General features: G+C 44.1%; 16 protein-coding genes and 1 pseudogene. 3 read left to right on the top strand and 14 right to left on the bottom strand.

All coding sequences use genetic code 11. The features are described 5' to 3' along the window. Positions 1–54: 54 nt before the first annotated feature. The 6 genes from CHI14_RS02340 to CHI14_RS02315 form a co-directional block, all read right to left on the bottom strand. The gene (locus tag CHI14_RS02340) at positions 55–1644 is read right to left on the bottom strand and encodes an extracellular solute-binding protein (protein ID WP_095286824.1); all 1590 of its coding nucleotides are present in this window, start codon (positions 1642–1644) and stop codon (positions 55–57) included. 70 nt (positions 1645–1714) lie between these two features. Continuing rightward, on the bottom strand, positions 1715–2587 hold the full coding sequence (locus CHI14_RS02335) for a Gfo/Idh/MocA family oxidoreductase (protein WP_095286823.1): 873 nt from the start codon (positions 2585–2587) through the stop codon (positions 1715–1717). Next, positions 2584–3681: a dihydrodipicolinate synthase family protein gene (locus tag CHI14_RS02330; RefSeq protein WP_095286822.1), complete on the bottom strand. Its 1098-nt coding sequence runs from the start codon at positions 3679–3681 to the stop codon at positions 2584–2586. Before CHI14_RS02330 ends, CHI14_RS02335 begins: the two co-directional genes overlap by 4 nt. Continuing rightward, positions 3682–4698 (bottom strand): NAD-dependent epimerase/dehydratase family protein, encoded by a 1017-nt coding sequence (locus CHI14_RS02325; RefSeq protein WP_095286821.1) that lies wholly within the window; start codon positions 4696–4698, stop codon positions 3682–3684. It abuts the gene before it with no gap. A gap of 174 nt (positions 4699–4872) precedes the next feature. Continuing rightward, positions 4873–6246: an extracellular solute-binding protein gene (locus CHI14_RS02320; protein WP_095286820.1), complete on the bottom strand. Its 1374-nt coding sequence runs from the start codon at positions 6244–6246 to the stop codon at positions 4873–4875. A 232-nt stretch (positions 6247–6478) separates the two neighbouring features. Further along, on the bottom strand, positions 6479–9829 hold the full coding sequence (locus CHI14_RS02315; protein WP_095286819.1) for a DUF5107 domain-containing protein: 3351 nt from the start codon (positions 9827–9829) through the stop codon (positions 6479–6481). A 173-nt stretch (positions 9830–10002) separates the two neighbouring features. Here CHI14_RS02315 and CHI14_RS02310 point away from each other — a divergent pair, with 173 nt between their 5' ends. Continuing rightward, positions 10003–10896, top strand: coding sequence for an AraC family transcriptional regulator (locus CHI14_RS02310; RefSeq protein WP_095286818.1), 894 nt, complete (start codon positions 10003–10005; stop codon positions 10894–10896). Between the two features lie 28 nt (positions 10897–10924). Here CHI14_RS02310 and CHI14_RS02305 read toward each other — a convergent pair whose 3' ends face one another. The 7 genes and pseudogenes from CHI14_RS02305 to CHI14_RS30775 all read right to left on the bottom strand — a co-directional run. Then, positions 10925–12931 (bottom strand): glycoside hydrolase family 2 protein, encoded by a 2007-nt coding sequence (locus CHI14_RS02305; RefSeq protein WP_095286817.1) that lies wholly within the window; start codon positions 12929–12931, stop codon positions 10925–10927. Between the two features lie 210 nt (positions 12932–13141). Continuing rightward, a complete protein-coding gene (locus CHI14_RS02300) occupies positions 13142–13762 on the bottom strand; it encodes an NAD(P)-dependent oxidoreductase (RefSeq protein WP_095286816.1) in 621 nt (206 codons plus the stop codon). 18 nt (positions 13763–13780) lie between these two features. Beyond that, complete coding sequence (locus CHI14_RS02295) at positions 13781–14485, bottom strand: hypothetical protein (protein WP_249280974.1); 705 nt, start codon at positions 14483–14485, stop codon at positions 13781–13783. Positions 14486–14505: 20 nt separating this feature from the next. Further along, positions 14506–15219 (bottom strand): fluoroquinolone export ABC transporter permease subunit, encoded by a 714-nt coding sequence (locus CHI14_RS02290; protein ID WP_095286814.1) that lies wholly within the window; start codon positions 15217–15219, stop codon positions 14506–14508. Continuing rightward, complete coding sequence (locus CHI14_RS02285; RefSeq protein WP_095286813.1) at positions 15216–16070, bottom strand: ABC transporter ATP-binding protein; 855 nt, start codon at positions 16068–16070, stop codon at positions 15216–15218. The genes CHI14_RS02290 and CHI14_RS02285 overlap by 4 nt, the downstream gene beginning before the upstream one ends. A 330-nt stretch (positions 16071–16400) precedes the next feature. Continuing rightward, entirely contained in the window at positions 16401–16604 is a 204-nt protein-coding gene (locus CHI14_RS30780) for a hypothetical protein (RefSeq protein WP_481856381.1), read from the bottom strand. A 32-nt stretch (positions 16605–16636) separates the two neighbouring features. Next, positions 16637–16828 (bottom strand): annotated as a pseudogene (locus CHI14_RS30775) (thioredoxin reductase); the annotation flags it as partial. Positions 16829–17204: 376 nt separating this feature from the next. On the opposite strand from CHI14_RS30775, the gene CHI14_RS02275 reads away from it, so the two are divergent. Together CHI14_RS02275 and CHI14_RS02270 are read left to right on the top strand one after the other, a co-directional pair. Then, positions 17205–18347 carry a response regulator gene (locus CHI14_RS02275; protein WP_095286812.1) on the top strand — a complete coding sequence of 381 codons (1143 nt, stop codon included), beginning with the start codon at positions 17205–17207 and terminating at the stop codon, positions 18345–18347. Between the two features lie 77 nt (positions 18348–18424). Further along, positions 18425–21526 carry an ATP-binding protein gene (locus tag CHI14_RS02270; protein ID WP_249280973.1) on the top strand — a complete coding sequence of 1034 codons (3102 nt, stop codon included), beginning with the start codon at positions 18425–18427 and terminating at the stop codon, positions 21524–21526. A 573-nt stretch (positions 21527–22099) separates the two neighbouring features. Here the strand turns inward: CHI14_RS02270 and CHI14_RS30620 are convergent. After that, complete coding sequence (locus CHI14_RS30620; protein ID WP_283163785.1) at positions 22100–22222, bottom strand: hypothetical protein; 123 nt, start codon at positions 22220–22222, stop codon at positions 22100–22102. Between the last annotated feature and the right edge of the window lie 445 nt (positions 22223–22667).

Here is a 22667-nt window from a genome sequence, read left to right as displayed (position 1 = left end):
GGAGGAAACGTTCCAAGCATCGCCCCCTCCAGTTCAATCATGTCTTAAGATCGTTTATTTGGATTCGTCATATCTTTTTTGAGCTTCATTATAGATTGCCATCAGTTCCTCCACACCGCCTTTGCTGATCTGGCCTCTGAAATTCTCCCACTCGGCATCTCCGTAGCCGGCGTCAAGAATATATTTGGAGTTGAATTCTTCAGCTGATTTTTGCAGTGATGTCTGCAGCTCGGCAATCTTGGAAGTTTCGTCGTCCGTAAAATTAAGTATCGGATCAAGGGGCTCGAAACGATCCTCATTCACGATTTTATCCTGCGCCTCCTGCTCTTTCTCCGAGAAGCGATAATAGATGCTTCGATGGTCCGGTTTTAGGTAAGCTCCTTCGAGCCACATGGCATAACGATCCTCGAGCACGGTTATATCCACAAGGGGAAGATCCTTTAGTTCCGGGTACACCGGATATCCGTCCTCGCCCCATTCGAAGTTCACCGTTTCCACTCCGATCGTCATTAACTCGCTCCCGGATGGGCTGGTGAGATAATCGAGCAGTTTAAGCGAGGTTTCTGTATTTTTGTTCTTGGCAACGGCAACGCTGAAATCTGAAACCTCGGGCAGGGTTCTGATATTTCCGGTCGGTCCCACGGGATTGGCATACCTGAGGTCATAGTCTGGATTTTGCTCTTTGATCTGGTTGTAAAAGAGATCAAGGCGTCCAATCCAGTCAAACGTGACAAACGATTGGTCTGTCGTCATCTTGGTCGTCCAGGAATCCTGCGTATCCGTCAAAAATTCGGGATCAAGCAGTTTTTCGTTGTACAGCTTCTTCATGAAATCAAGCATGTCCTTATGCTCCTGCTGTACTGCGGCGTACTTCCATGTACCGTCTTTTTCATCGTAATAGGCAGGGTACTGATCCGTATTGCCGAGTCCCCAGCCGAAGGCCCAATCTCTGAAGATATTAGCCAAGCTCTTGGATACATAGGGGTAAGAATCGGGATAAGCTTCTTTTACTTTTTTCAGAGCTTCATAAAACTCGTTTGTATTCGTCCATTCCTTGATACCAAGCTCATCGAAAATATCCTTCCTGAACATGAATCCGTGATTGACTTTGCGATTGAGATTATAGATAGGCCAAGTATATATATTGCCGGCTTCATCGCCGAAAGATTTGATGACCCAGTCGTTTTCTTCCATATATAGCTTTTTGAAGTTAGGGAGCTGATCTGCGTATTCATTGATGGCAACGACACCGTTTTGTTTGCCGATTTTCTTGAGTTCGGCCGGTTTTAGCCCTGTAAAAATGTCCGGCAGCTTACCGGATGCCACAATGACTTTTAATTTATCCTGGTAGGTTTGTGGGGAGTACGTTTGGAAGTTCACTTTAATACCGGTCCGTTTTTCAAGCTCTTGGACAACCAGTTTGCTCGGACCAAGGTCTTTTGCATTGCTTGGCAGCATGTACGTGATGGTCGTCGGCTCATCCACAAGAGGCAAAGTGAGGCCCCCTGTATCACCGTACTGTCCGGGTTCCTGGGGTGGTAGGGCAGTCGAACCGCCTTTGTCTGTACCGCTGCTGCATGCGGCAAGGATTGAGGTCAACAGTGTGATCGCAAGTAGTATGGAAATCCTCTTTTTCAGCTTCATCAAACATTCCTCCTTCAGATAGGTGGATCTGATTCACTAGAGCAAGGAGTTAAGCACGTATAAGGTTTGATCACATTTCCATGAGGATGGTGCATTTTTGTAGACGACTTTGCTCTGCGCACTCCAAAAACCGGATAACTTCCAGCGTTTCAGAAGGATGCACGGTGCGCACGCCGTTTTTGAGCCAATTCATGACCGACTTCAGGAGCTCTTTGTAGCTCGGTTCAAGCGAGATATGCTGGTTAGCGTTTCTGGTGTGCAGCGTTATTCCAAAGTTCTCTGGGCCATTTCGGATTCCGCGGATCATCCCCATCCTCCCCTCCTTCCAGGTTCCAGTAATGAGATCGCCATGATCGGTAGAGAATGCGGTCACTTCCCTGCATCCAGGGCCCATGACTTGAAAGAGTAGTTCTGCCGAATGGATGCCGTACCAAAAATAATGTCCCTGCGTAGATTCGATGTGCATCGGGCCGTACACGTCCGCCCCCAAGATGTCTCCTCTTGGGCATTCAGGCAGGGCTTCGGCATAACGCAAGCTTGAAGCACTCATTAACGGGATTTGAAACTCTTCTGCAAGTCTGATGATTTCACCTGCGTCTGCTGAAGACAAAGCAAAAGGTTTATCGATAAATACGGGTTTACGGTAAGAACAGATCGTCTTGAACTGATTCAGATGTATCCTTCCGTCGGCACTCAAGATAAGGATGGCATCGGTGTTTTCTGCAACCTGCTGCATTGTGGGCATCAGTCTCACTCCGTATTCTTCCGTCATCCGGCCGGCAAAAGTGTTAACACGGGTGATGCTGAGTGGAAAATCCGGAGATCCGCCCGCATATGCAGCCGTCACAGTCACATCTGCAAAAAGAGTCTCCTGACTTTCGTGAAGAATACGGGTGAATGCCAGGGCATGAGAACTGTCAAGGCCAATGATTCCGATATTCATGACTGGGAAAGTGCAGCAACCCTAAGCCAATCATCCAGATGCTGCTTCACAAAATCATCATCATTCAGGTGAGGATACTGGCGGTATACCCGATCAATTTCCTCTTTTTGCCCGTCGGATAAGGTCTCCTGCGGATTCAAGCACCAAATTCCTCTCATGAGACCCTGCCTTCGAAGAACCTCGTGTATCCCCGGTATACAGCCAGCAAACTGATGTGCAGGATCAAAAAAAGCGGCATTGGCATCTGTAATCTCCACGTTTCGCGTGAGCAAGTCCCGTGACAACGGTGATCCCTTGGGCTTGCGGAGACGTTTCACTTCTTCCAGCAGCTGGACCGCTTGATGTGTCCAGACAGCGAAGTGACCCAGCAGCCCGCCAACGATTTCTTTTTCCATGGTGCCTTCTTCCGTTTCGAACCGAAAAGTTGTAAGTAGATCCATCAGAATGTTGTCATCGTTCCCTGTGTATAATGCAATTTCATTGCGGCGGCTTGAGCAGCAAACCGCTCGGACAACATCAATCGTTTGATATCGGTTAAAAGGAGCTATTTTGATGGCGATGACATTATCAATTTCAGCAAAGGCCTGCCAAAAATCAAAGCTCAGCCAGCGGCCACCAACAGAAGGCTGAAGATAAAATCCGATGACCGGCATCATTTCGGCTATCTTTTCCGTATGCCGAAGTAGGTCCTGCTCACTCCAATCATGAAGTCCACCCATACTCAGCAGCACCGCATCATATCCGAGGGCTTTACTAATCCGGGCTTCTTCCGTCGCCTGTTCACTATCCCCGCAAACGCCTGCCACCTTGATGAAGGGCCGCTGCAGATGAGCTTGCTCCGTTTCCTCTGCGGCCAAGCGGAGCACACGTTCATAGAGGTTAACTTTGGGATCTCGAATCTCAAATTGGGTGGAATGCACACCAACTGCAATTCCGCCAGCTCCTGAAGCGATGTAGTACTTGGTCAGCACCCGCTGATAGACTTCATCCAGCTCTCTGCGTTCATTCAAAGCAAGCGGATGAGCGGGGATGACCAACCCTTCATGGAATGCAGCTGCCAGTTCCGGTGTAAGTGAAGCTTGTTTTTTGTGCATTCAGAACCTCCCCTTCCTCTCCGTAAAGTGGGTTGGTTTGTTCCACGTAGGTCCGCCGGATTCAACCCATTCGGCAATGAAATCAATCATCTCCAGCAAGCCTACTCTCGGATAACCGAATTCGCGAAACGCCTTAGCTGCATTGCTGAGCAGAGCCGTTTCGGATTCGCTTCCCTCAAATGATGCGGGAAGACCAAATCTTCGGGCAAACTGCTGCGCTGCCCAGCGAACGGACATGGTTTCAGGTCCGGTCACATTCAAAATTTCGGGAGGACTTTGGCACTTAAGCAGGCTCCTTAAGGCAATCTCATTGGCATCTCCCTGCCATATCACATTGGCATGCCCCATCGTAAGTGATACTGACTTGCCTTCATGGACCTTTTGGGCAATTTCGAGCAGCACCCCATAGCGTAAATCAATGGCATAGTTCAAGCGGTACAGGAGCATCGGCGTGCCATACTTATGAGAGAAGTATTCAAACATTCGCTCTCTCCCCAGAGTAGATTGTGCATATTCACCGAGAGGTTCAGGGGGTACTGATTCATCTACTCCGCCGAGAGCCACCGGAGAAAAGGGATACACGTTCCCGGATGAAAAAACGACGATACGCGAATCTTTATACTTTTCTGCCACTCTTCCCGGCAAATACGTATTCATTGCCCATGTATAATACTCTCTGCCCGTTGTACCAAACTTGTTGCCAGCCATATATATGATGTTGTCCGCTGCAGGCAGCTGCATGAACTCTTGGTCGTCCAAAAGATTGCAGGAAATCGTCTTCACCCCAGCGCTTTCAAGATCGTTCTTTACCTCCTGATCCTGAAACCGGGATACAGCAGTCACCTTCTTGTTCATTCCTCCCGCTCTGATGGCTTGTGCGGCCAATCTCGCAAGACTTGGGCCCATCTTCCCGCCTGCGCCCAGGATAAGAAGATCCCCGTCCACTTTATGTAAGTCATTGATTAGCCGATCTGATGCCTCCGAAAGCTTTGCTTCCAATTCAGCCACGGTCTTCATCCGAATACGGTCACCTCTCCCTGTTAACTTTCATAGTTGGATCATATGTGGTTCTTATTTTCAATAAGAAATTAGCATACGGCACGTTTTCTGTCAACTGGTTCTTTTGTAGTTCATATAAAACAAAAAAGCACTACCTGATGGCAGTGCCTTTTTAAAGCTTTTATTCGTATTTTATAACTTGAGACTTTTAGACGGAAGCAACACTTCAGAAAGTCCCTCTTCATCCATTAAATAAGACATGTACTGCTTCAGGCTTTCTCCGAAACGAATCTGAGTTTGCATGGAAATGGATAGATCCCGATACGTCATGTATTTCGAACTATAGTCACGGTGAAGCTCCAACCTGGACGGTTTGTTTTTAAGCTCCACTGAACATGTTTCCGTTATATATCTGCTTGCAGGTAGACTATAGGTCTGCTGCCTAATATAGGTCTGTGCCTCATCTGAATGGAGATAATTCACTAAGCAGGCAGCGGTGTCCTTTTGGCTCGATTCTGCACTGAGAGCAATGGCCGTTGAGAGAAGAAGTGTCCTATCATTCTTAAAATGTGGTAACTGTGCGATATCAAAGGAAAAGTCCGCATTTTTGAGCTCATTCAGCATGTAATATGTGGTTAGCATGACGGATATCTTCTGCTCCTTAAACAACTTCTCGGCTTCAAACTCACCTTGTGCCAAGGCAAGCGGAAATATGCCTTCCTCTGTCACAAGATCCCTCAGCCATCTTAATCCTTCTGTAGGAAAGCTAGTTCCGCTCTGAGCTGGACTGGGATCCGTCGAAGATAGATCGTCCTCATTTTGCATCCAAAAAATCGGCCACCGATTCATGGAAAATAACTGAAAAGCGATACTGTAGCGATGTGGCGCCTTAAGTTCTCTGAGCAGCGCCGCCAGTTCATCCCAGCTCCAGCTGCTATTGGGTTCACCCAGTCTCTTCTCTCTCAGATGCTCCTTGTTGTAACACAAAATAACAGGTGAATAGATGAAAGGCTGTGCTGCCAAAACACCTGATTCCTTCTCAAAATAAGTTGTAAGAAAAGGGTAAATTGTATCGTCTCGATCCTGGTCGACCAGCAAATCAAGGTATTTTTTTTCTTGGAATTGGTACATATCCTGCAAGTTGATGGTTAACGCATCGACAATTCCTAGTTTGACAAGATTGGCGATACTGTCTGAATTCATATAAGGAAGCTCAATGGTCTCCACATGAATATGTGGGTGTTTCTCGTGGAATCGCTTAATAAGTTCCTCCATCCCTGCTTCTTTATAAAGTGAGGGATATACACCAAAACGAATGGTTTCCCTCGAAGCAGGCTTTGCCACCTGCGTGCCCACCCTGGGGATTTTAACGATCAATCCCTCCTGTACAAGCTCATCCAGTACATATCTTACGGAGTTTTTACTTAAATTGTACTGTTCTGTTAGTGCCAACTCAGAAGGCAGAAATTCTCCCGGGCTGTAAGAGCCGGAGTTAATTTTTTGCTTCAGGTCGGCAGACATATGTCTGGTTCTGGTCTGAAAAGTATGACGATCTATTTTCGCCATGGGCCGTTCCACCTATCCTCTTCATCTTTTTTTATATTTTACCTATATTTTCATTGTATTTCCTGATTATTGTTTTTATTATACCAGATATGAACCAGATTTACACACAGTAAGTAAATGAATTCACAACCCAATCACTCCAAGTTTCTTGGAAACAAGTAAAATCCGGAACGGATTGTCCCGGATTTCCTTGAGATTAACTCTGCTGCCCATGAGTTTTATCCCTATATGCTTAACATAATTCCAAGTGAATTCGTGCTCCCTGGTGGTTAGGCTCCAGCTGTAACGCTTCATTAAATCGTTTTTTGGCCTCTTCTTTGTCCCCAAGACCCAGTAATCCAAGGCCCAGCATAAACAAGCAGTGGGTTTGATTCCGCTTATTCAAATCATCCTCAAATACCAGAAAATCGGGTAAGGATACAGCAAAGTAATCGATTTGCACATCATCAAACAGATGCCTTTCTGCGTAATCGATGAGCTTGTTAAATCGGCGCTTTGCTTCTTTCGAATTGTTCAATCGACCCCACGCAAGACCTTGATAGAATATCATCTCTGGTGGCTGATCATTGTAATACATCGCACTCGCTGGTTCCTCCAACCCCTCCGAAGCGAGTTTCCAATGATAAACAGCCTCTTCTAGCTGTCCGAGTCCCTGATAGGCCATGCCCAGCTCATAATGAATATTGTTCTCTTGCGCGCCTTCAAGTTTGCCTTCACCCAGATTCTCCGGATATTGAAGCGCCCGTTGAAGCAATAAAATGGCATCTTGATAGGATTGACGCGCATTCTCCCGCTTGGCAAGCTCAACGAGAGCAAGTGTATATTGTCCAGTTGCTTTTCCCTCTCCGCCTTCCCAAGGATGGAAACGGTGACTTAATAATAAAGACAGTGCTTCATGATGTTTGCCTAGCGTATTCAGCAGCGTAATATATTCGAGATAGAGGTCGTCACGATGTTCGACCAGATGCATATGTTCCTGGAGCTTCGTTAATCGTTCCTGTGCTGAAACGCCCGTTTTCTTAAGCAGCTGATCGAGCTCGTAAAAAACTCGGGCATCATCCTTGTCACATGCAAACGCCTGATGAAGCGATTGCAATGAAGCCTCTGCATCATGACGTTTGTTATAATAGGCCAGCGCAAGATTACGGTGAGCCGTGGCGAATTGTTGTTCAAGGCCAATGGAGATCTCCCAGTGATGTATGGCCTCTTCTGCTCGTTTTTTATCATAATAAAAGTTACCTAAATAATAATGGGCCTTACTGTCAGTTGGATTTTTATGGACTGTATGAAGCAATACACTTAGATCAAACAGGCTGTTCGGGAAACAGTAATCCGGCGCAGCAGTCCCTCCAAGCTGACGTTCATGTTCTGCTTTATCAGTGAGTCCCATCTTGTCATAGACATAGGCAAGTGTGTAATGAGCCATAGGATACGTCATTCCGCTCTGTATGGAGCAAATTTCTTCTAACAGATAGGATGCTTCCTCATAGAAGCCGGTTCCTGCATAATCCCAAGCCAGGTTCAAGTAATTATGTGCGTCATCTCTCAACAACCGGCGGAGTTCCGATTTCACCACATGAGCATCTTCGCTTTTCCCCATGGCTTCGAGATTCATGAATTTCTCATATCGGGCACCAAAATCTGCAATGTCCATCATCAGCGTTTCGTCTGCAAACGCAATAGCCTCCTCATAACGACCCAACTTGCGAAGCAGCGCCGTTTTTACGAGCCTTGATTTGTAGTTTCTTGTATTGCGAATCAATGCACGTTCTACCAGATCCAGTGCTTCTATATATGCCCCCTGCTCGGAAGCAATCTGGCTCAATGCGTAGTAGCCACTATCCTGATATGCTGCAGACCACACTGCCTTATAAAAGGCTTTGAAAGCCTCTTCATTTCGTTCCTGAAGCCGGAGCGTCAAGCCAAGTTGATAATAAGCTTCACTGTCATATGGATTCGGATTTCGCCAGGTCAATGACTCAATTGCCTTACGGAAATGCGTTTCCGCTTTCTCCAAATACCCTCTTCGAAGCAGCAGTGTACCATAAGCAATGTTGAGACGAATGTCAGAAGCATCTCTTCTTAATCCTTCTTCGTAATAGCTTTCCGGTTCAAACGTAGCGTGCCTGTACTGCTCCAAATGAAGACCGGCAAGATACAACTGTTCTGTACTCTTGAGTTCTTCTGGAAGAGGAAGCGGTTTGGCGGCATCCGGAATCTGTTCGATGGATGGTTTCGCTGGCTTGTAGCTGATGAGCAGATTTTGCTTGGCATCTCGTACTGTCACAAGCAAGTCATGCGGTTGATCTTCATCGTCCAACGTAATGATGGTTTTATAGGTTGATTCTGGAGAAAGGGTGGCAACATCATTGACATAGGTCCGCTTACATCCCTTCAATGTTATGGTTGCTCCTTCAAAGACCGATGTAGCATAGGCCATAACCGTCGCCACTCGGAGCTGCTCATCCACTTCTAAATTTACTGCTGCGTTCACGGAAGCATTTTTGACAACTCCAATGTTTTTGTATGGCATGAAATATTGGGTGAACGCCTTTTCTTCATACGGCTGGAGCCAGGTAAAATCGGGTTGGTTATCGGTGAACACACCTGTCATCAATTCGATATAAGGTCCATCTTCATCCGTCAGGCTTCGGTCCCAGGCTTGGCCGAACTCCCCGTTGCCCCACGTCCACTGCTTCTTGCCTGGGGAGACATGATGATTGGCTACATGCAGCAATCCCGCTTGCACGCTATGGTCGTAACCGCCTACAAAATTATAGTCGGATTTATATGCCATATAAGAAGTCGGGACCGGGATATTTTTATACCTGGAGATATCGACGCCTTCGGAATAATCCATTTTGTAATAAGTGCCTGTAGCGATCGGGAATTTGGATACATCCCTTTTTCCGTGATCAAAGACTGCTGTAACATCAGGTGGAAATACGGTCTGTGTATGATCATTGACAGCCACGGCCGGGTTGGCCCACCACAAAAAGGTTTGCGGCTCGGAGGTCCGGTTATACATTTGCGCCGTGATTTCGATATAGGCCTTACCTGGATGCAAGGTGAAACCTGTAGTTACTTTTGTGCCGTACATGCGATCAATCTCGCTAACCCAAACGGTTGCGCTGCCGTCTTCTTTCTCGGTTACCGTGTGCTGCACTGGTCCAAACGTATTTGGTCGATGATGCTGCGGCCAGTTAAATTCGATACCTCCTGAGATCCATGGGCCAGCAAGCCCAACGAGAGCCGGTTTAATAACACGATTGTAATACACGAAATCATAGTTGTTCGTTTTATCTAATGCACGGTAGATTCGTCCACCGATTTCAGGCATAATTTCGACGCGAACGTATTCGTTTTCAAGAATGGCCATGCAGTAGGATTTGGATTCTTTCTCATCCAGAATTTTATCGATGACCGGATGCGGGTAGACTCGTCCGGAACTCCCCTGGTACACGCGCTTCTCCAGAAACATGGGATTCTTGTCAGGTTTGCCCGTTCCGTAAGTGGGAATTTCAACCTGTTCCTCCCAGACTCGAACCTGATTGGAAACAGCTGATGACTCTTTTGTACTCATATCGAGATCCTCCTTTGTGTTATACATTTAATGTAATGCCACTCCCCCTTTTATACAATTAACGAAAGTCGGTAGTTGATGGATTATATTCTTAAACTTGATTTCAATAATGACCCTCTCATCAAGGGGTATTATGATAATATTAAATCATATTCTTAAATAAGGGGGTTTTTATGACAGAGGCGAACTTGAACATGAAGCCAGATGGATTTGAAGAAGAGAAGATTTTTATCCAACCTGAATTTATGCTCAAAGAATTACAAAATCATGCATTAACAAGACATTTCCATGTGAGCGATATCGGTTTTTTTCCTGATGCAAAATTTCATTACAGAGAAAGGCCCAAAGGTTGTCCAACTCATATTCTCATATACTGCGTCAAAGGCGAAGGTTGGGTGGAGACCCACAGATCTGTTCAAATTCAACCGAGGCAGCTTATCGTTATCCCAGCGGAAACCCCACATCGATATGGTGCATCGAATGAAAATCCATGGACCATTTATTGGATGCACCTTACAGGGACAGACGCAGAATCGCTAATTCAAACATACTCCTTAGATAACGGACCACTCCCTTTAACATTAAACTTGCACGCAAGGTGGCTCGAGGATGTTGAACAATGTTATGGCATGTTGTCAGATAAACCTTACGCCATGAACAATCAGATCTATGTATCACAATGTATTAGGCACCTCATTAATCAAGTGGGTTTTAGTTTGATGCACTCGCTTCAAGATCGTAAAAGTGAACGTTATTTGGAACAGGCCGTGCAATATATGACGGATCGGATGACGGAGTCCCTTTCGCTCCCGAATTTGGCAAGTCATTTAGGACTGTCCAAGCAACATTTGATTTACTTGTTCAACAAGGAAACGGGCGTGCCCCCGATTGAGTTTTATCTCAGACTGAAGATGCAGCGAGCTGGACAAATGTTAGCCTTATCGGATAAAAGCGTAAAAGAAATAGCCGGATCTGTTGGCATCAAAGATCCCTATTACTTCTCAAGGTTGTTCAAAAAAATAATGGGATGCTCCCCGACCGAATATCGGAGCATCCCAAAAGGTTGACCTAATATATAAGAAATGAGATCGCCAATTATGGAACCAGATGATCTGTTAAATGACCGGCATAACTGCGTAATGAACCCCTTATGACCGAAAAGCCGGTCGGTCTTTGAACCTCGAATAGGATATCATCCCACCTATTTTGAGGTATGTCTGCGAAGTGCAAAACACATTGCTCTCCAGGCTCTAAATCCGGAATCTCTTTTGCATACCAAATATCGAGTGAATCTATAAGTTTTAACGTATAGCCAGCTACCTTATAAGACGGGATATCATTTGAAGTATATATCGTTACGGCTACTCTACCCACTTTACTATCGAGATTTACAGATGCATGAATCGGAGAGGCCAATTGACGTAAGGCTTCATAGGATGGCTTGGGCGTGCCATCCAGATACATGGAGCCGTGCACACGTTGGCGCAGCATGCCTTCACCTGCTTCGCCCATCTGTGTCCGATAATCGTTCAGACTGAAATATATGAGAGCAGCAATCCCAGGATGTTTCCGGTATTCCATTGTGTTGTCTGTGAGGATTTGCTTCCGTCGTTCGTCACCACCCTCATAAGCAGGCTCACATAGTCCATATTCAGCAACGATCACAGGTTTATTCGGATACGTCTCTGTAATGTCTTTAATGACTGCTGGCCGATCTAAATCGCCATGCCAAGTTCCAATATAATCATTCCACATAATGACATCACCTACGCCGGTAGCATCCATAGAGGGATTTTCATGAACCGTATTGGAAACGTAGTTAATTAATCTGGTGTCATCCAGATCGTGGACAAGTGTTTTGAGTTGTTCAAAATAACGGACCGTTACGGGAGATTGCCCATTGACCTCGTTGCCTAATCCCCAGGCATAAATACAGGGATGATTGTAATGTCGATTAATCATTTCGCGGGCATGCTGCAAGGACGTTCGAAGCCAGTCGTCGTCTGGATCATGCGGCGTCTGCCAGTGCGGAATCTCTTCCTGTACCAATAGACCGTTACGGTCACACCATTCCAGCAACTTGCTATCTTGCTGCCAATGGAAACGCGTAATAACGCAGTTGGCCTCTTTCATATGTCGGAGCATCTCCGCCAGTTCGCACGTCGTTTCAGCCATGCCTCGATCCGGGTGTGATCCAGGCATCCATTCCACCCCCATAAGACGAACCGGCTCTCGGTTAAGAAGCAATGTATTGCCTTCTGAGCGAATTTCCCTGAATCCAACCTCAACGGATACTTCATCCGAGATCATATCTCCCACATACAGAGCAAGATTCACCTTGTATACGTGAGGATGGTCAAAATGCCACAACTTGAGGCTATTCACCTTGATATCCTTGAAGCGCAAACCGCCTGCATGACTCAACATCTCCCATGTATTCGCAATGGTTGTACCATCGTCACACGTAACGCTCACACAAAGCTTCAAAGCTTGATTTTTTATCCCGCTATTTTGCTCCCACAAGTGAATTTCGCCGGATAATAAACCATACGGGGAATCAGGTGCTTCACCATCTTCGTCAAAGACAGGAACGGCCTGGATTTTAGTGTAATCTATCGCTGTGGAACCGCTCACAATAAGGGATACGCCGCGTATAATTCCGCCGTCGTCGGCCCAATCAAAGCTATTGCCTACCGGCAGAGCTGTTTGACTATTCTCATTATTGGCCGAAACTACAATCCTGTTGTGTTTTCCGTAAACAACATGGCTCATGATTGCTAAAACAAACGAGGTGTAGCCTGAGTCGGCATGTTCCCCCACTTTTTGTCCATTAACCCAAACGACTGCATCACGATATACCGCATCGAACTGCAGGCGCAGCAGCTTGCCTTCCCATTCAGCCGGTGCAAAAAAGGTGCAGCTATACCAGCCGGTGCCGCGAAATTCCTGCAATCCATTTTGCACATTCCATGTGTGCGGTATACGGATCTGTTCTCCTTGAGGAGGGCCATCCTCATACCATTTTTGCTCCAATCCTTCACTCTTCGTATCTGCCTGAAAAATCCATGATTCTTCCATTGGAATGCTTAATCGGGCGCTCATGTAAGTTCCTCTCTTTCACACAATTTGTGCTTTATTATAGAGAAGCGGCTCGCCCAAAGCCATTCAGCATCTTCTGATTTCATGGACAATATGCTGGAGTTTTTCAGATTCACCCCAAAAATCATTTTTACGCCTACGAAAAGCTGATTATGCAACACGTTTCCAAGCGAGCTTGAGTATATAGTGACAGGTTACCGTCATCTAGAATCGTTAATAACAAATGCCTACCCGTGTCTTGATATAAGAGTCGTCTTTAACTTGATTGTAGGTGAATTCTGCTGTATCACTTACGGATATCTCCGTGCCGCCTTCAGGCAGAACGTCACGCTCTACTCGGTATACGCCTTTATGTTCTCCATCCGGTAAATACGTCGGACACACTATCGTCCATTCCAATGTAGATTCTTGAAGCAGCGAGTACACTCGATGATGTTCCTCAGCAGCACGGGTGGATTTACGCCTCGATTCACTGGATTGATATCGTAGAATACTCGGAGAAAGTCTGCTTTGCAGAATACCCGCTGTGCCTACAGTAATGATTCGTTTTATCCCTTCTTCATACATTGCATCAATGATCAACGGTATACTTTCGGATAGTGTATTGGTCCCATCCGTGTTTAGAGCACTAATAACGACATCGGCTCCATGGATAGCACGCTTAATATCTTCCTGATTCAATACATTGCCTTGAATGATTGTTAAATTTTCATCATTTACCTGGCACTTTTCGGATTGACGAACCAATACAGTTACATGATGCTGTTCCTTAAGTGCCTTGGCAACGATCTGACTGCCTACTCGTCCAGTTGCACCCAATACTAGAATTTGCATAAAAAATTCATCCACCCCTTAATCTACTCTTTTAATAAACAACCGAATCACGGTGAACAGTATGGCAACATGATATAAGAATCCAATGCTAAAATAAACAAACGAAGCGAAAGTATGACCCGATGTCCCTGTTGAAAAAACCAATGCAGGCCAATAGGTTGGAATCCACACACCTACCCACAACCACACATCTGGTACGAAAAAAACGACAATTGGACCAGCGAGGAATAATAGCGCTCCTATCTTATATAAAGCTAACCCCTCTACTTTATTGGCTGCAAAAGCGGCTACCAAAAGTGCAAACCATGGTGCTTCCAAAGCCAACAACATTAACACAAACCCGATCTCCCAATAAAACTCCGTTAACCCTACAGATAAGATAAACATCGTTGTTAGCAGAGCGCTTAAAATTGTAGGTAAAGTTAACCTGTAGGAAATATAGCCTCTTTTCATGAGCGGAGTTACTGCATAATAGGAGATGACATTCTCATCTCGTTCATCCAGCATTAATAAACCTGTCATCATACCTAACAGCATGGGGATCGTTACAATAAGGAGAACTGCAGCAAAGTGTCCGTATACGGTCAGGTCAAAAGAGTAACTTGCCTCCAGCCACTGAGCTGCCATTGGAAATCCAAATCGAGTAAGCAAGATCAACAGTATCGGTCCCAAAAAACCAGCCATCAAGACCGGATCATTCCCTGCATGACGAATATCATTCATCAAAAGGACTCGGAATCGGTTCAATTTCCAGTCCTCCTCTCCCCTTTTCTTCCAAGAACATATTTCTTGAAAGAATGATCGGCCCAATTATACATTACGTAATTCCAGATGAGCAGAATAAACAGAGCGTATATAACCTCTCTCGCCGATAAGACAGAGAAAGCGGAACCTAAAAGAACTAATGTGCCTTCTGTTGGAAGAAGATAAAACAATCCAGAATTCCATAGCTCGAAAAAACCAAGCAAGGGAAGTAGTAAAGGAAGCGCAAAAACCTGTGACATCAGGATAAACCCGTTAATCGTTTGGTAACGAACGACTACCCCGATGGATAATAGTGTCATAAGACTCGAAGTTAACACCACACCAACTGAGAATAAAAGAGGAGACTGTGGAATTCCGCTGGATGTTAAATGAATTACCCAAGCTGCAGTTAGAGACAGAACCGATAATGAAGCCACTTTTGCTAACAGATAATCACGAGTACGGAGCGGCGTAACAAAAAGGGGATGATGAATTCCCTGGTCTCGCTCCAGAAGCAATATACCTCCAGCCAAGATCAACCCGAGTGCACTAGGATCACTAAACGTTAACAGAATGATGGCCTTTTCTAAATAATCGTTTGAAATAAAGTTCAGCAGTGTCCAGTAACATGCACAAACCATGGCATACACGATATAAAATCCATGACGCCACTGAAATTTGATGTCAAAGGCAAAAGCGGATAGGAATTTCATGTAAGCTCTCTCCCTGTAACTTCGATAAATATTTGCTCCAATGAAGCCTCCTGAGAATGGATGGTTTCAATCGTATGGGTTTTCAAGAGACTCAGAAATGAATCATTTTCGCCAAGTCCATGTTGGGGAAAAACGGCATGAACCAATTGCCCTTCTTTACGATACTCAATTTTAATTCGCTGTTGTCCCTGACGAAGCTTTAGCTCCCGAGGGGAATCGATCAGTTTGATTTGTCCATCGACGATAAAAGCTACCCGGTCACAAATATCCTCTGCGGCTTGCATGTTATGTGTTGTAATAAGAACCGTTTTGCCTTCATTCTTTTTTTCCAGGATCAGATCTTTCATCAGTTTGGCATTTACCGGGTCCAAACCTGAGGTTGGTTCGTCCAGAAAGAGAATATCCGGGTCATTCAGCAGGGCCCGACAAAAATTCAAACGCATCTTCATGCCTTTGGATAACTGGGATACCCGCAGATTTGTCGCTTTCTCCAAACCGACTTGTTCCAGCAGCCTTTTTGGATCTACCGTTTTCCCTGTATACAGCGATCGGAAGAGATTTAAATTTTCCAACACGGTAAACTTCGAGTAGAAGTTCGGAAATTCAAATGCGACTCCAATCCGCTCATAATAGTCAGGCCCGGTATCCTTGAGTTCTAAGTGCGCCACTTGTACAGTACCTTGATATCCCTTAAGTACACCAATCAATATTTTTTGCGTTGTACTTTTGCCAGCTCCTGAAGGACCCAGAAAGCCAAAGATTTCACCTTTTGGAATATGGAAATCCATGCTTCGAATCGTAGGCTCCCTTAGTCCCGGATAAGTAAAAGTAAGATTCCGTACATCGATCATAAAAAGTCCTCCCGTATCGATTCCTATAATAAACGTATAATCTTTCGAAACGCCATTCCATCAGGACTCTCTCAAGACAGAAGATGCTCTTCTGTCCGACCTTCAAATACAAACCTCCTCTATAATGAGTATTAACATCTCTGTAAAGGGAAAAAAAGACAAAAAGAGCCCGCAGTGTGCAGGCTCCTCCAAGTAAAACCATTTTTAATTTTCCATTTAATTTCTGCTCTTAAGTTACCACGACCCAGATCATTTTGACAACATAAAAATATAATTTACTTCGTTCATTATTTCTATGACTTCACACTTCAGAAAATACCAAGTTTTCACTTAATCATTGGATACACCAAGCGCTTTGTTCCGTTCCTTAAATCTCTCGTTATGTGACGATACATAAGCCATTCTCGGCGCCTCGGGATCGAAATACCGTTTGGCGCTGTTAAGTGCTAAGGCGGCATCCGTCAATGCCTCTGCAATCAGGTTGAGCTTGCTTTCATAATTGGCGAAGTCACCAGCCCCGAAGATCCCCGGCAAGTTCGTCTCTAGTTTCGGGCTGACAAATATGCTATGGTCGGATCGAACGTCTTCGCCTGCTCCGCCAATTGGGCGATTAATTTCTCGTATAGGATCGGTGTAACCCCTCCAACATCCCAGATCATCTTCTCGGGATAAATAAGCATTCGCCCGCCCAGCTCGTCTTTCGCTTCGATGAGCTTTGTCTTTAAATCACTCACTCCACTATAAAAAGCAGTATACATCCCCGCATGATGAATATCTCCACCGCGATCAATATACGCAGACCACTTCGGAAAGACCTCCTTGAAAAATTCATTTCCCACATCGGTTAAATCAGAGCTTAGCAATACCAGGTCTTCTCTGAGCGAGCCATCCTCATGGAAAGGATCTATAACGATTAACTGGTGTTCTACTAAAAAATTCACTAACACATAAATTACTAGTCAAATTAGGAGAAATTCAGAGGCCAAAGAACCAACTCTCACTCAGCCCTGCTGATCCTAACACTCGAGATATACGACTAGTTTTGCTACATCATTCGAGTTTTTATTCCATTTTTCAACATCCATGTTAAAATCGATATAACTAAATAAACGCTAATAAGGAGTATATTTTTACATGAAAGCTATTCTTATTGACGATGAAGTTTTAGCGTTGTCTTATTTGGAGCTTCAACTACTGAAGATGGAAAATTTCAGTCTTGATATTATCGGTAAATTTACAAACCCATACGATGCCCTGGATATCGTTAAACATGCCAAAGTGGATATCGCGTTTATCGATATAGAGTTACCTGAGATCAATGGTATTGAACTGGCGGAACGATTGTTGGAGTATGACCCTAACCTGATGGTGGTATTTGTTACGGCCTATCAGGAATACGCTGTGGACGCTTTCGAATTAAACGCCATAGATTACATTGTGAAGCCGGTTCGCTTCGATCGGTTGTCCAAAACAATGAATCGGATATTGGGCAAGAGTACCGCCAGATTGGATAACCCTGATCCCCATCAACCCCTCAGGATGACCATGTTTAAACAAGTCATGATTGAGGAGCCACAATCGCCTGGACAATTTACGTTGATGCAATGGAGAACCTTCAGAGCGCAGGAGCTTTTCCTGTATCTTCTTCAGCATAGGGGACAGCTTGTTCGAAAATCATTTATCGTTGACTTATTATGGAGCAATACAGATGTGAACAAGGCCTACTCACAGTTGTATACAACCATTTATCATATTCGCAAAACTCTTACTGCATATGGCAAGAGATTTCAGATTAAGAGTGCAAATGAAGGATACTTATTGGAGCTAGACGATATCATTTTGGACGTATCACTATGGGAAGACTCGATGCAAACCATCGATATCTCAGAGGAGAACCTGGAGCTTCATCTGAAGAAGATAAACAGCTATACGGGTGAGTATTTGCAGGAATACGATTATTGGTGGGCAGAGGCAGAAAGACATAGACTTAAACAATTATGGCTAAACACAGCTCTAAGTGTCGGCAGTTGGTATGAGGATCAGCAGAGATTTGGCGATGCGTTGACTACATACTTGCAGATTCACCGCCTCTATTCAATAGAGGAAAAGTCTTCGTTTGCCTTAATGAAGCTGTATGACAAATTGAACGAGCCACAGAAAACGATGGAATGTTATCAAGAACTCACGACACGACTAAAAGAAGAATACGATATTCTCCCAGGAAACGATATTCAACTATGGTTTAAGGAATGGCAAGAGAAACAACTGCCCTCTTAATCCGCATTTTAAATGTATAGCAAAAAGAGAGGCCTATTTACAAGCCCACTATAACGTATGACAAAGGATTGTTCATATTGCCATCATTCACACCTATTAAGAAAATCATATCCAAACACAGGATGGCTTGGCTCATCCTCATTTACTTAGCAGCTTTAATTGGAGTAAGGTTTTTCTGGTATACGGAGTTCTCCCCTCCTAATCAGCCACATGCAGCCCAGGGAGAACTAGATTTGTCCTACTGGAAATTTACTGATCAACAGACAATCACACTGAACGGGCAATGGAACTTTACCCCGGGTACCTTCATTCATCCAAGCACATCCTTTCGTGATACATCACATTCTGCTCATTTGACAGAGGTTCCCGGTACTTTTAACGATACGAGTCCAGAATCCAATTTCGGAACTTATCGGCTTCAAGTACTTTTGCCTACATCTAATGCGTCTTATGGCATTCATATTCCTGAAATTAAGACTGCTTATCGCTTATATGTTAATGGAAGCCTTTTATACGAATCAGGCCATCCTGATGACAACCCGATTGGAACGACCTCTAAGGTTGTACCTTATACAGGTAACCTTACAGTGGAGCAGTCTACGATGGATATTGTCATTCATGTCAGTAATTTTCACTATCATAATAAAGGTGGCATTATTCAATCCATTAAATTTGGTACTCCATCTGCTATCTTGAATGAAATACATTTTAGCGAAAATATGCAGCTGCTCGTCGGAATTATTTTGCTGCTTCATATGTTATATATCGTTATTCTTCTTTTCGTAGGGCACCGAAAGAAAGAGCTTCTTTATTTTGCCGGAATTATTTTGTTTGCCTTGCTTGTTACGTTAATAGACGATGATAAAATGCTGCTTCAATGGTTACCAATCAACTTCGAATGGGCAGTACGTATGAGGATTATTGGATACTCCGCCCTTTGTTATTGTCTAGTGTTATGTACAAAGCACCTGCTTGGCGTACATAGTTTTAAGAAACTGATTTTTATTTTTTCAATTTTCTTTTACTCCTATGTATTCACAACACTTCTCTTTCCGATCAGTTGGCTGGATTATACCTCTAAGATTCTAGGTATTTTCATGGTCACAGCCATCTTACTCGTACCGATTATATCAAGGCAGGCTGTGAGGGGTGGTCAAGAAGCTGCCACTTCAATATTACTTGCGGGCATTGCCGTATCATTTAATATAGCATTCAGTGGATTGTTCAAGTCATGGTTTAATAAAGACCTGCCGTATTACCCAATTGACTTGATTGTAGCCTTTGTTGTGTTTGCTTCCTTTTGGTTTGTACGTTTCACTAAAACAGCAATACGTGCTGAGAGACAAGCGGAAGCGCTCAAGAAAGTGGACAAACAAAAAGATGAATTTCTCGCGAATACGTCACACGAGCTTCGTAATCCGCTCCATGCAATCATTAATATGGCTCAATCCATCATCATTCGGAGGGGCAGTAAGCTCGATACATCTGATCAAGAAGATTTGCTGCTAATTACCAAAGTTGGCCAACGCATGTCACATCTGCTCGATGACTTGATTGATATTACCCTACTGAAGGATAGCCGGGTTACGTTAGATAAAACAAGTGTCTCTTTACCAGCAGTGGCCAAGGGAGTTGTCCATATGCTGAACTATATGACGGTAGATAAGAACGTGAAGCTGCAGAACGAGATTCCTGATACACTACCTAACGTAGCAGCTGACGAAAACCGACTTACCCAAATTATGTTCAACTTAGTGCACAATGCATTGAAATATACCAAGGAAGGCCGTGTTTCCCTTCGTGCGGAGACGCTGAATGAAGCTGTTTATGTCCATATTATAGATACGGGTATTGGAATTGACGAAGAACTGCAGCAGCGCATATTTTCCCCGTATGAACAAGCGGACTCCAGCATAACTTCTCCAGGCAGCGGCTTAGGTTTGGGACTCAGCATAAGCAAAAATTTAGTAGAGCTTCATGGCGGAACACTAGAGCTGACGTCTAAGATTGGACAAGGATCCATCTTCACATTTTCCTTACCTTTGGCAGACGCCGTGCCGGCTGTTAAAGGAGTACAGAACGGTGAAGAAATAGAGTCTCATTTCAATCACCTGGTATCCGACGTGACGGATACAGCGATGGAAGCAGCTGTTTCTTCAGAGAATAAATACAGGATGGATCATATCAAGGGGTCTATTCTTATAGTGGATGACGATGCCATCAATCTGAAGGTTATAAAATCATTGCTGGAGCTGGACAACTATGAGGTTACCGCTGTAACTAGTGCTGAAGAGGCCCTTCGACAGATTAACCATAAACAACAGTGGGATTTGGTCGTAACCGATGTAATGATGCCGGAAATGTCCGGATATACCCTGACTGAAATGATACGAAAGAAGTTTACGATTTTCGAGCTGCCTATACTGCTGTTGACGGCTAGAATTAGACCAGAAGATATTCATACCGGCTTTCTTGCGGGTGCTAATGATTATTTAACAAAACCGGTTGATATGTTAGAGCTTCAGTCAAGAATTCGCGCTTTAATCCATTTTAAACAGTCTGTTGACGAACAATTACGTATGGAAGCTGCATGGCTCCAAGCTCAGATTCAGCCTCACTTTTTATTTAATACAATCAATTCCATTGCTTCGCTTAGTCTGTTAGATCCAGACCGCATGATCACGCTGCTTGAGGCATTCGGTGATTACTTAAAGGGGAGCTTTAATTCAAGGAACTTAGAGCGCCAGGTTCCTCTGTCCCATGAGCTTGATTTACTGCGAGCTTACTTATATATCGAAAAGGAACGATTTGGAGAGCGATTGGAAATAGAGTGGAATCTGCCTGATCCGCTGGAGGCTAAACTTCCTCCACTTACGATTCAACCTATCGTAGAAAATGCCATCCGACACGGAATATTGAACCGTACCAGTGGAGGAAAGCTAACTCTATCTGCTACAAAAGAAGTGGATTATATCCAATTCATCATACATGATAACGGAGTGGGTATGGATGAGACCAAGCTGTCTTCCCTATTAGATCGTAATAAAAAAGCGGGAACCTCCGGTGTGGGATTAACGAATACCGATCGACGGCTCAAAAAAATGTATGGACAGGGCTTAACGATTCAAAGTAAACCTGGTGAAGGAACGACAGTTTCCTTCATTATACCGAACCCATAGAATACAAAAAGAAGGAGCAATCATGATTTCATGCGGCTCCTTCTTTTTTATAATTTCAAGCAAAAAGCTTGCCTTTTACGATATCGCTCGCCGAATGGCGCCATTGAACTTTCGTTTCCTATTCTGCCCGCGAAAGATCTCCTTCAATTATTTTTTGGATTGCACTCAGTTCAGCATCTTTCTTGATTTTTTTACAATATTTCATTAGGCCAATGAAATTGATTTGTAGTTGACTTATCTGGAAATCTAGATTTCTCCTTTTTTGAAGACCTATCAATGCTACACTTATTGATTTTGCAAAGAATTACGACGCGTAATCCCGATATATTTAGCATCGAGTTCTGTGGTGTCATTCTCCAGCCTGCAAGGCACTTTATGTCACTCCCTCCAAATTTTAAAGAGATATCTTGGTTGCCAACTTTATGTCATTCCTAGACCACAATCCACAGATCCGAGGCAAGTTTTTTGTCTCAAACTAAAAAAACAGCTGTATTAGCTGCTTCAAATGGAACCAGTACTGTAATAAGATCACAACCCGTTATGGTAATTGCATAGCTTAATCCCATAAATATTTTAGTTACTCTCACTCTCCGTCAGAGCATCCAGAGCAGAGGTATATTCATCCAGCATTAGGATTCGGGATTCATTCATGAATGCACTGGCTAATTGAAATTCGTTGATTTGAATTTTCTCCACCAGAGAGATTATCTCCGCGTTAGATACAAAAAGTTCCTTATATTGAAGAATGGAAGAATAGTTACCTTTGTGGGTAAGCGTAGAATGTATGCATTTACTTTAGTACGCAATGGTTAGATGTTCAATTCAAATACAAATCGAAACAATGGAGTAGCCAAAACCCTTTAAAATAGCTATAAAAGCTCAGTTGAGTCATTCCCCTCCTCCACCTCAACAATTAATATAGATATGTTAGGTCTACATTAGTGAAAAATTTCAAAGGAGGAGACTATCCCAAACGCTAATAGGACTATCCTTATATTTAAAGCATCGATCCCAACACACTGGCTGTAAACGAAACTTAGACCAGATGATCTCCTATTAGCTTCGTAGGAGTAACTCAATCCAAACGAAACGGAATATCTGAAAGGGATTTATTCCACAAATGTCGAACAAGTTATATCAA

The sequence above is a fragment of the Paenibacillus sp. 7516 genome, assembly GCF_002272715.1.
Classification (GTDB): domain Bacteria; phylum Bacillota; class Bacilli; order Paenibacillales; family Paenibacillaceae; genus Paenibacillus; species Paenibacillus illinoisensis_A.
The sequence above is the reverse complement of the archived record's forward strand: the minus strand, read 5'-3'. Positions and strand labels throughout refer to the sequence as shown.

Coding starts and splice junctions, on each gene's coding strand:
- CHI14_RS02295 (WP_249280974.1), bottom strand. CDS start 14,485: ATGAATGATATTCGTCATGCAGGGAATGATCCGGTCTTGATGGCTGGT.
- CHI14_RS02275 (WP_095286812.1), top strand. CDS start 17,205: ATGAAAGCTATTCTTATTGACGATGAAGTTTTAGCGTTGTCTTATTTG.
- CHI14_RS02310 (WP_095286818.1), top strand. CDS start 10,003: ATGACAGAGGCGAACTTGAACATGAAGCCAGATGGATTTGAAGAAGAG.
- CHI14_RS02300 (WP_095286816.1), bottom strand. CDS start 13,762: ATGCAAATTCTAGTATTGGGTGCAACTGGACGAGTAGGCAGTCAGATC.
- CHI14_RS02320 (WP_095286820.1), bottom strand. CDS start 6,246: ATGGCGAAAATAGATCGTCATACTTTTCAGACCAGAACCAGACATATG.
- CHI14_RS02290 (WP_095286814.1), bottom strand. CDS start 15,219: ATGAAATTCCTATCCGCTTTTGCCTTTGACATCAAATTTCAGTGGCGT.
- CHI14_RS02285 (WP_095286813.1), bottom strand. CDS start 16,070: ATGATCGATGTACGGAATCTTACTTTTACTTATCCGGGACTAAGGGAG.
- CHI14_RS02325 (WP_095286821.1), bottom strand. CDS start 4,698: ATGAAGACCGTGGCTGAATTGGAAGCAAAGCTTTCGGAGGCATCAGAT.
- CHI14_RS02305 (WP_095286817.1), bottom strand. CDS start 12,931: ATGAGCGCCCGATTAAGCATTCCAATGGAAGAATCATGGATTTTTCAG.
- CHI14_RS02335 (WP_095286823.1), bottom strand. CDS start 2,587: ATGAATATCGGAATCATTGGCCTTGACAGTTCTCATGCCCTGGCATTC.
- CHI14_RS02330 (WP_095286822.1), bottom strand. CDS start 3,681: ATGCACAAAAAACAAGCTTCACTTACACCGGAACTGGCAGCTGCATTC.
- CHI14_RS02340 (WP_095286824.1), bottom strand. CDS start 1,644: ATGAAGCTGAAAAAGAGGATTTCCATACTACTTGCGATCACACTGTTG.
- CHI14_RS02315 (WP_095286819.1), bottom strand. CDS start 9,829: ATGAGTACAAAAGAGTCATCAGCTGTTTCCAATCAGGTTCGAGTCTGG.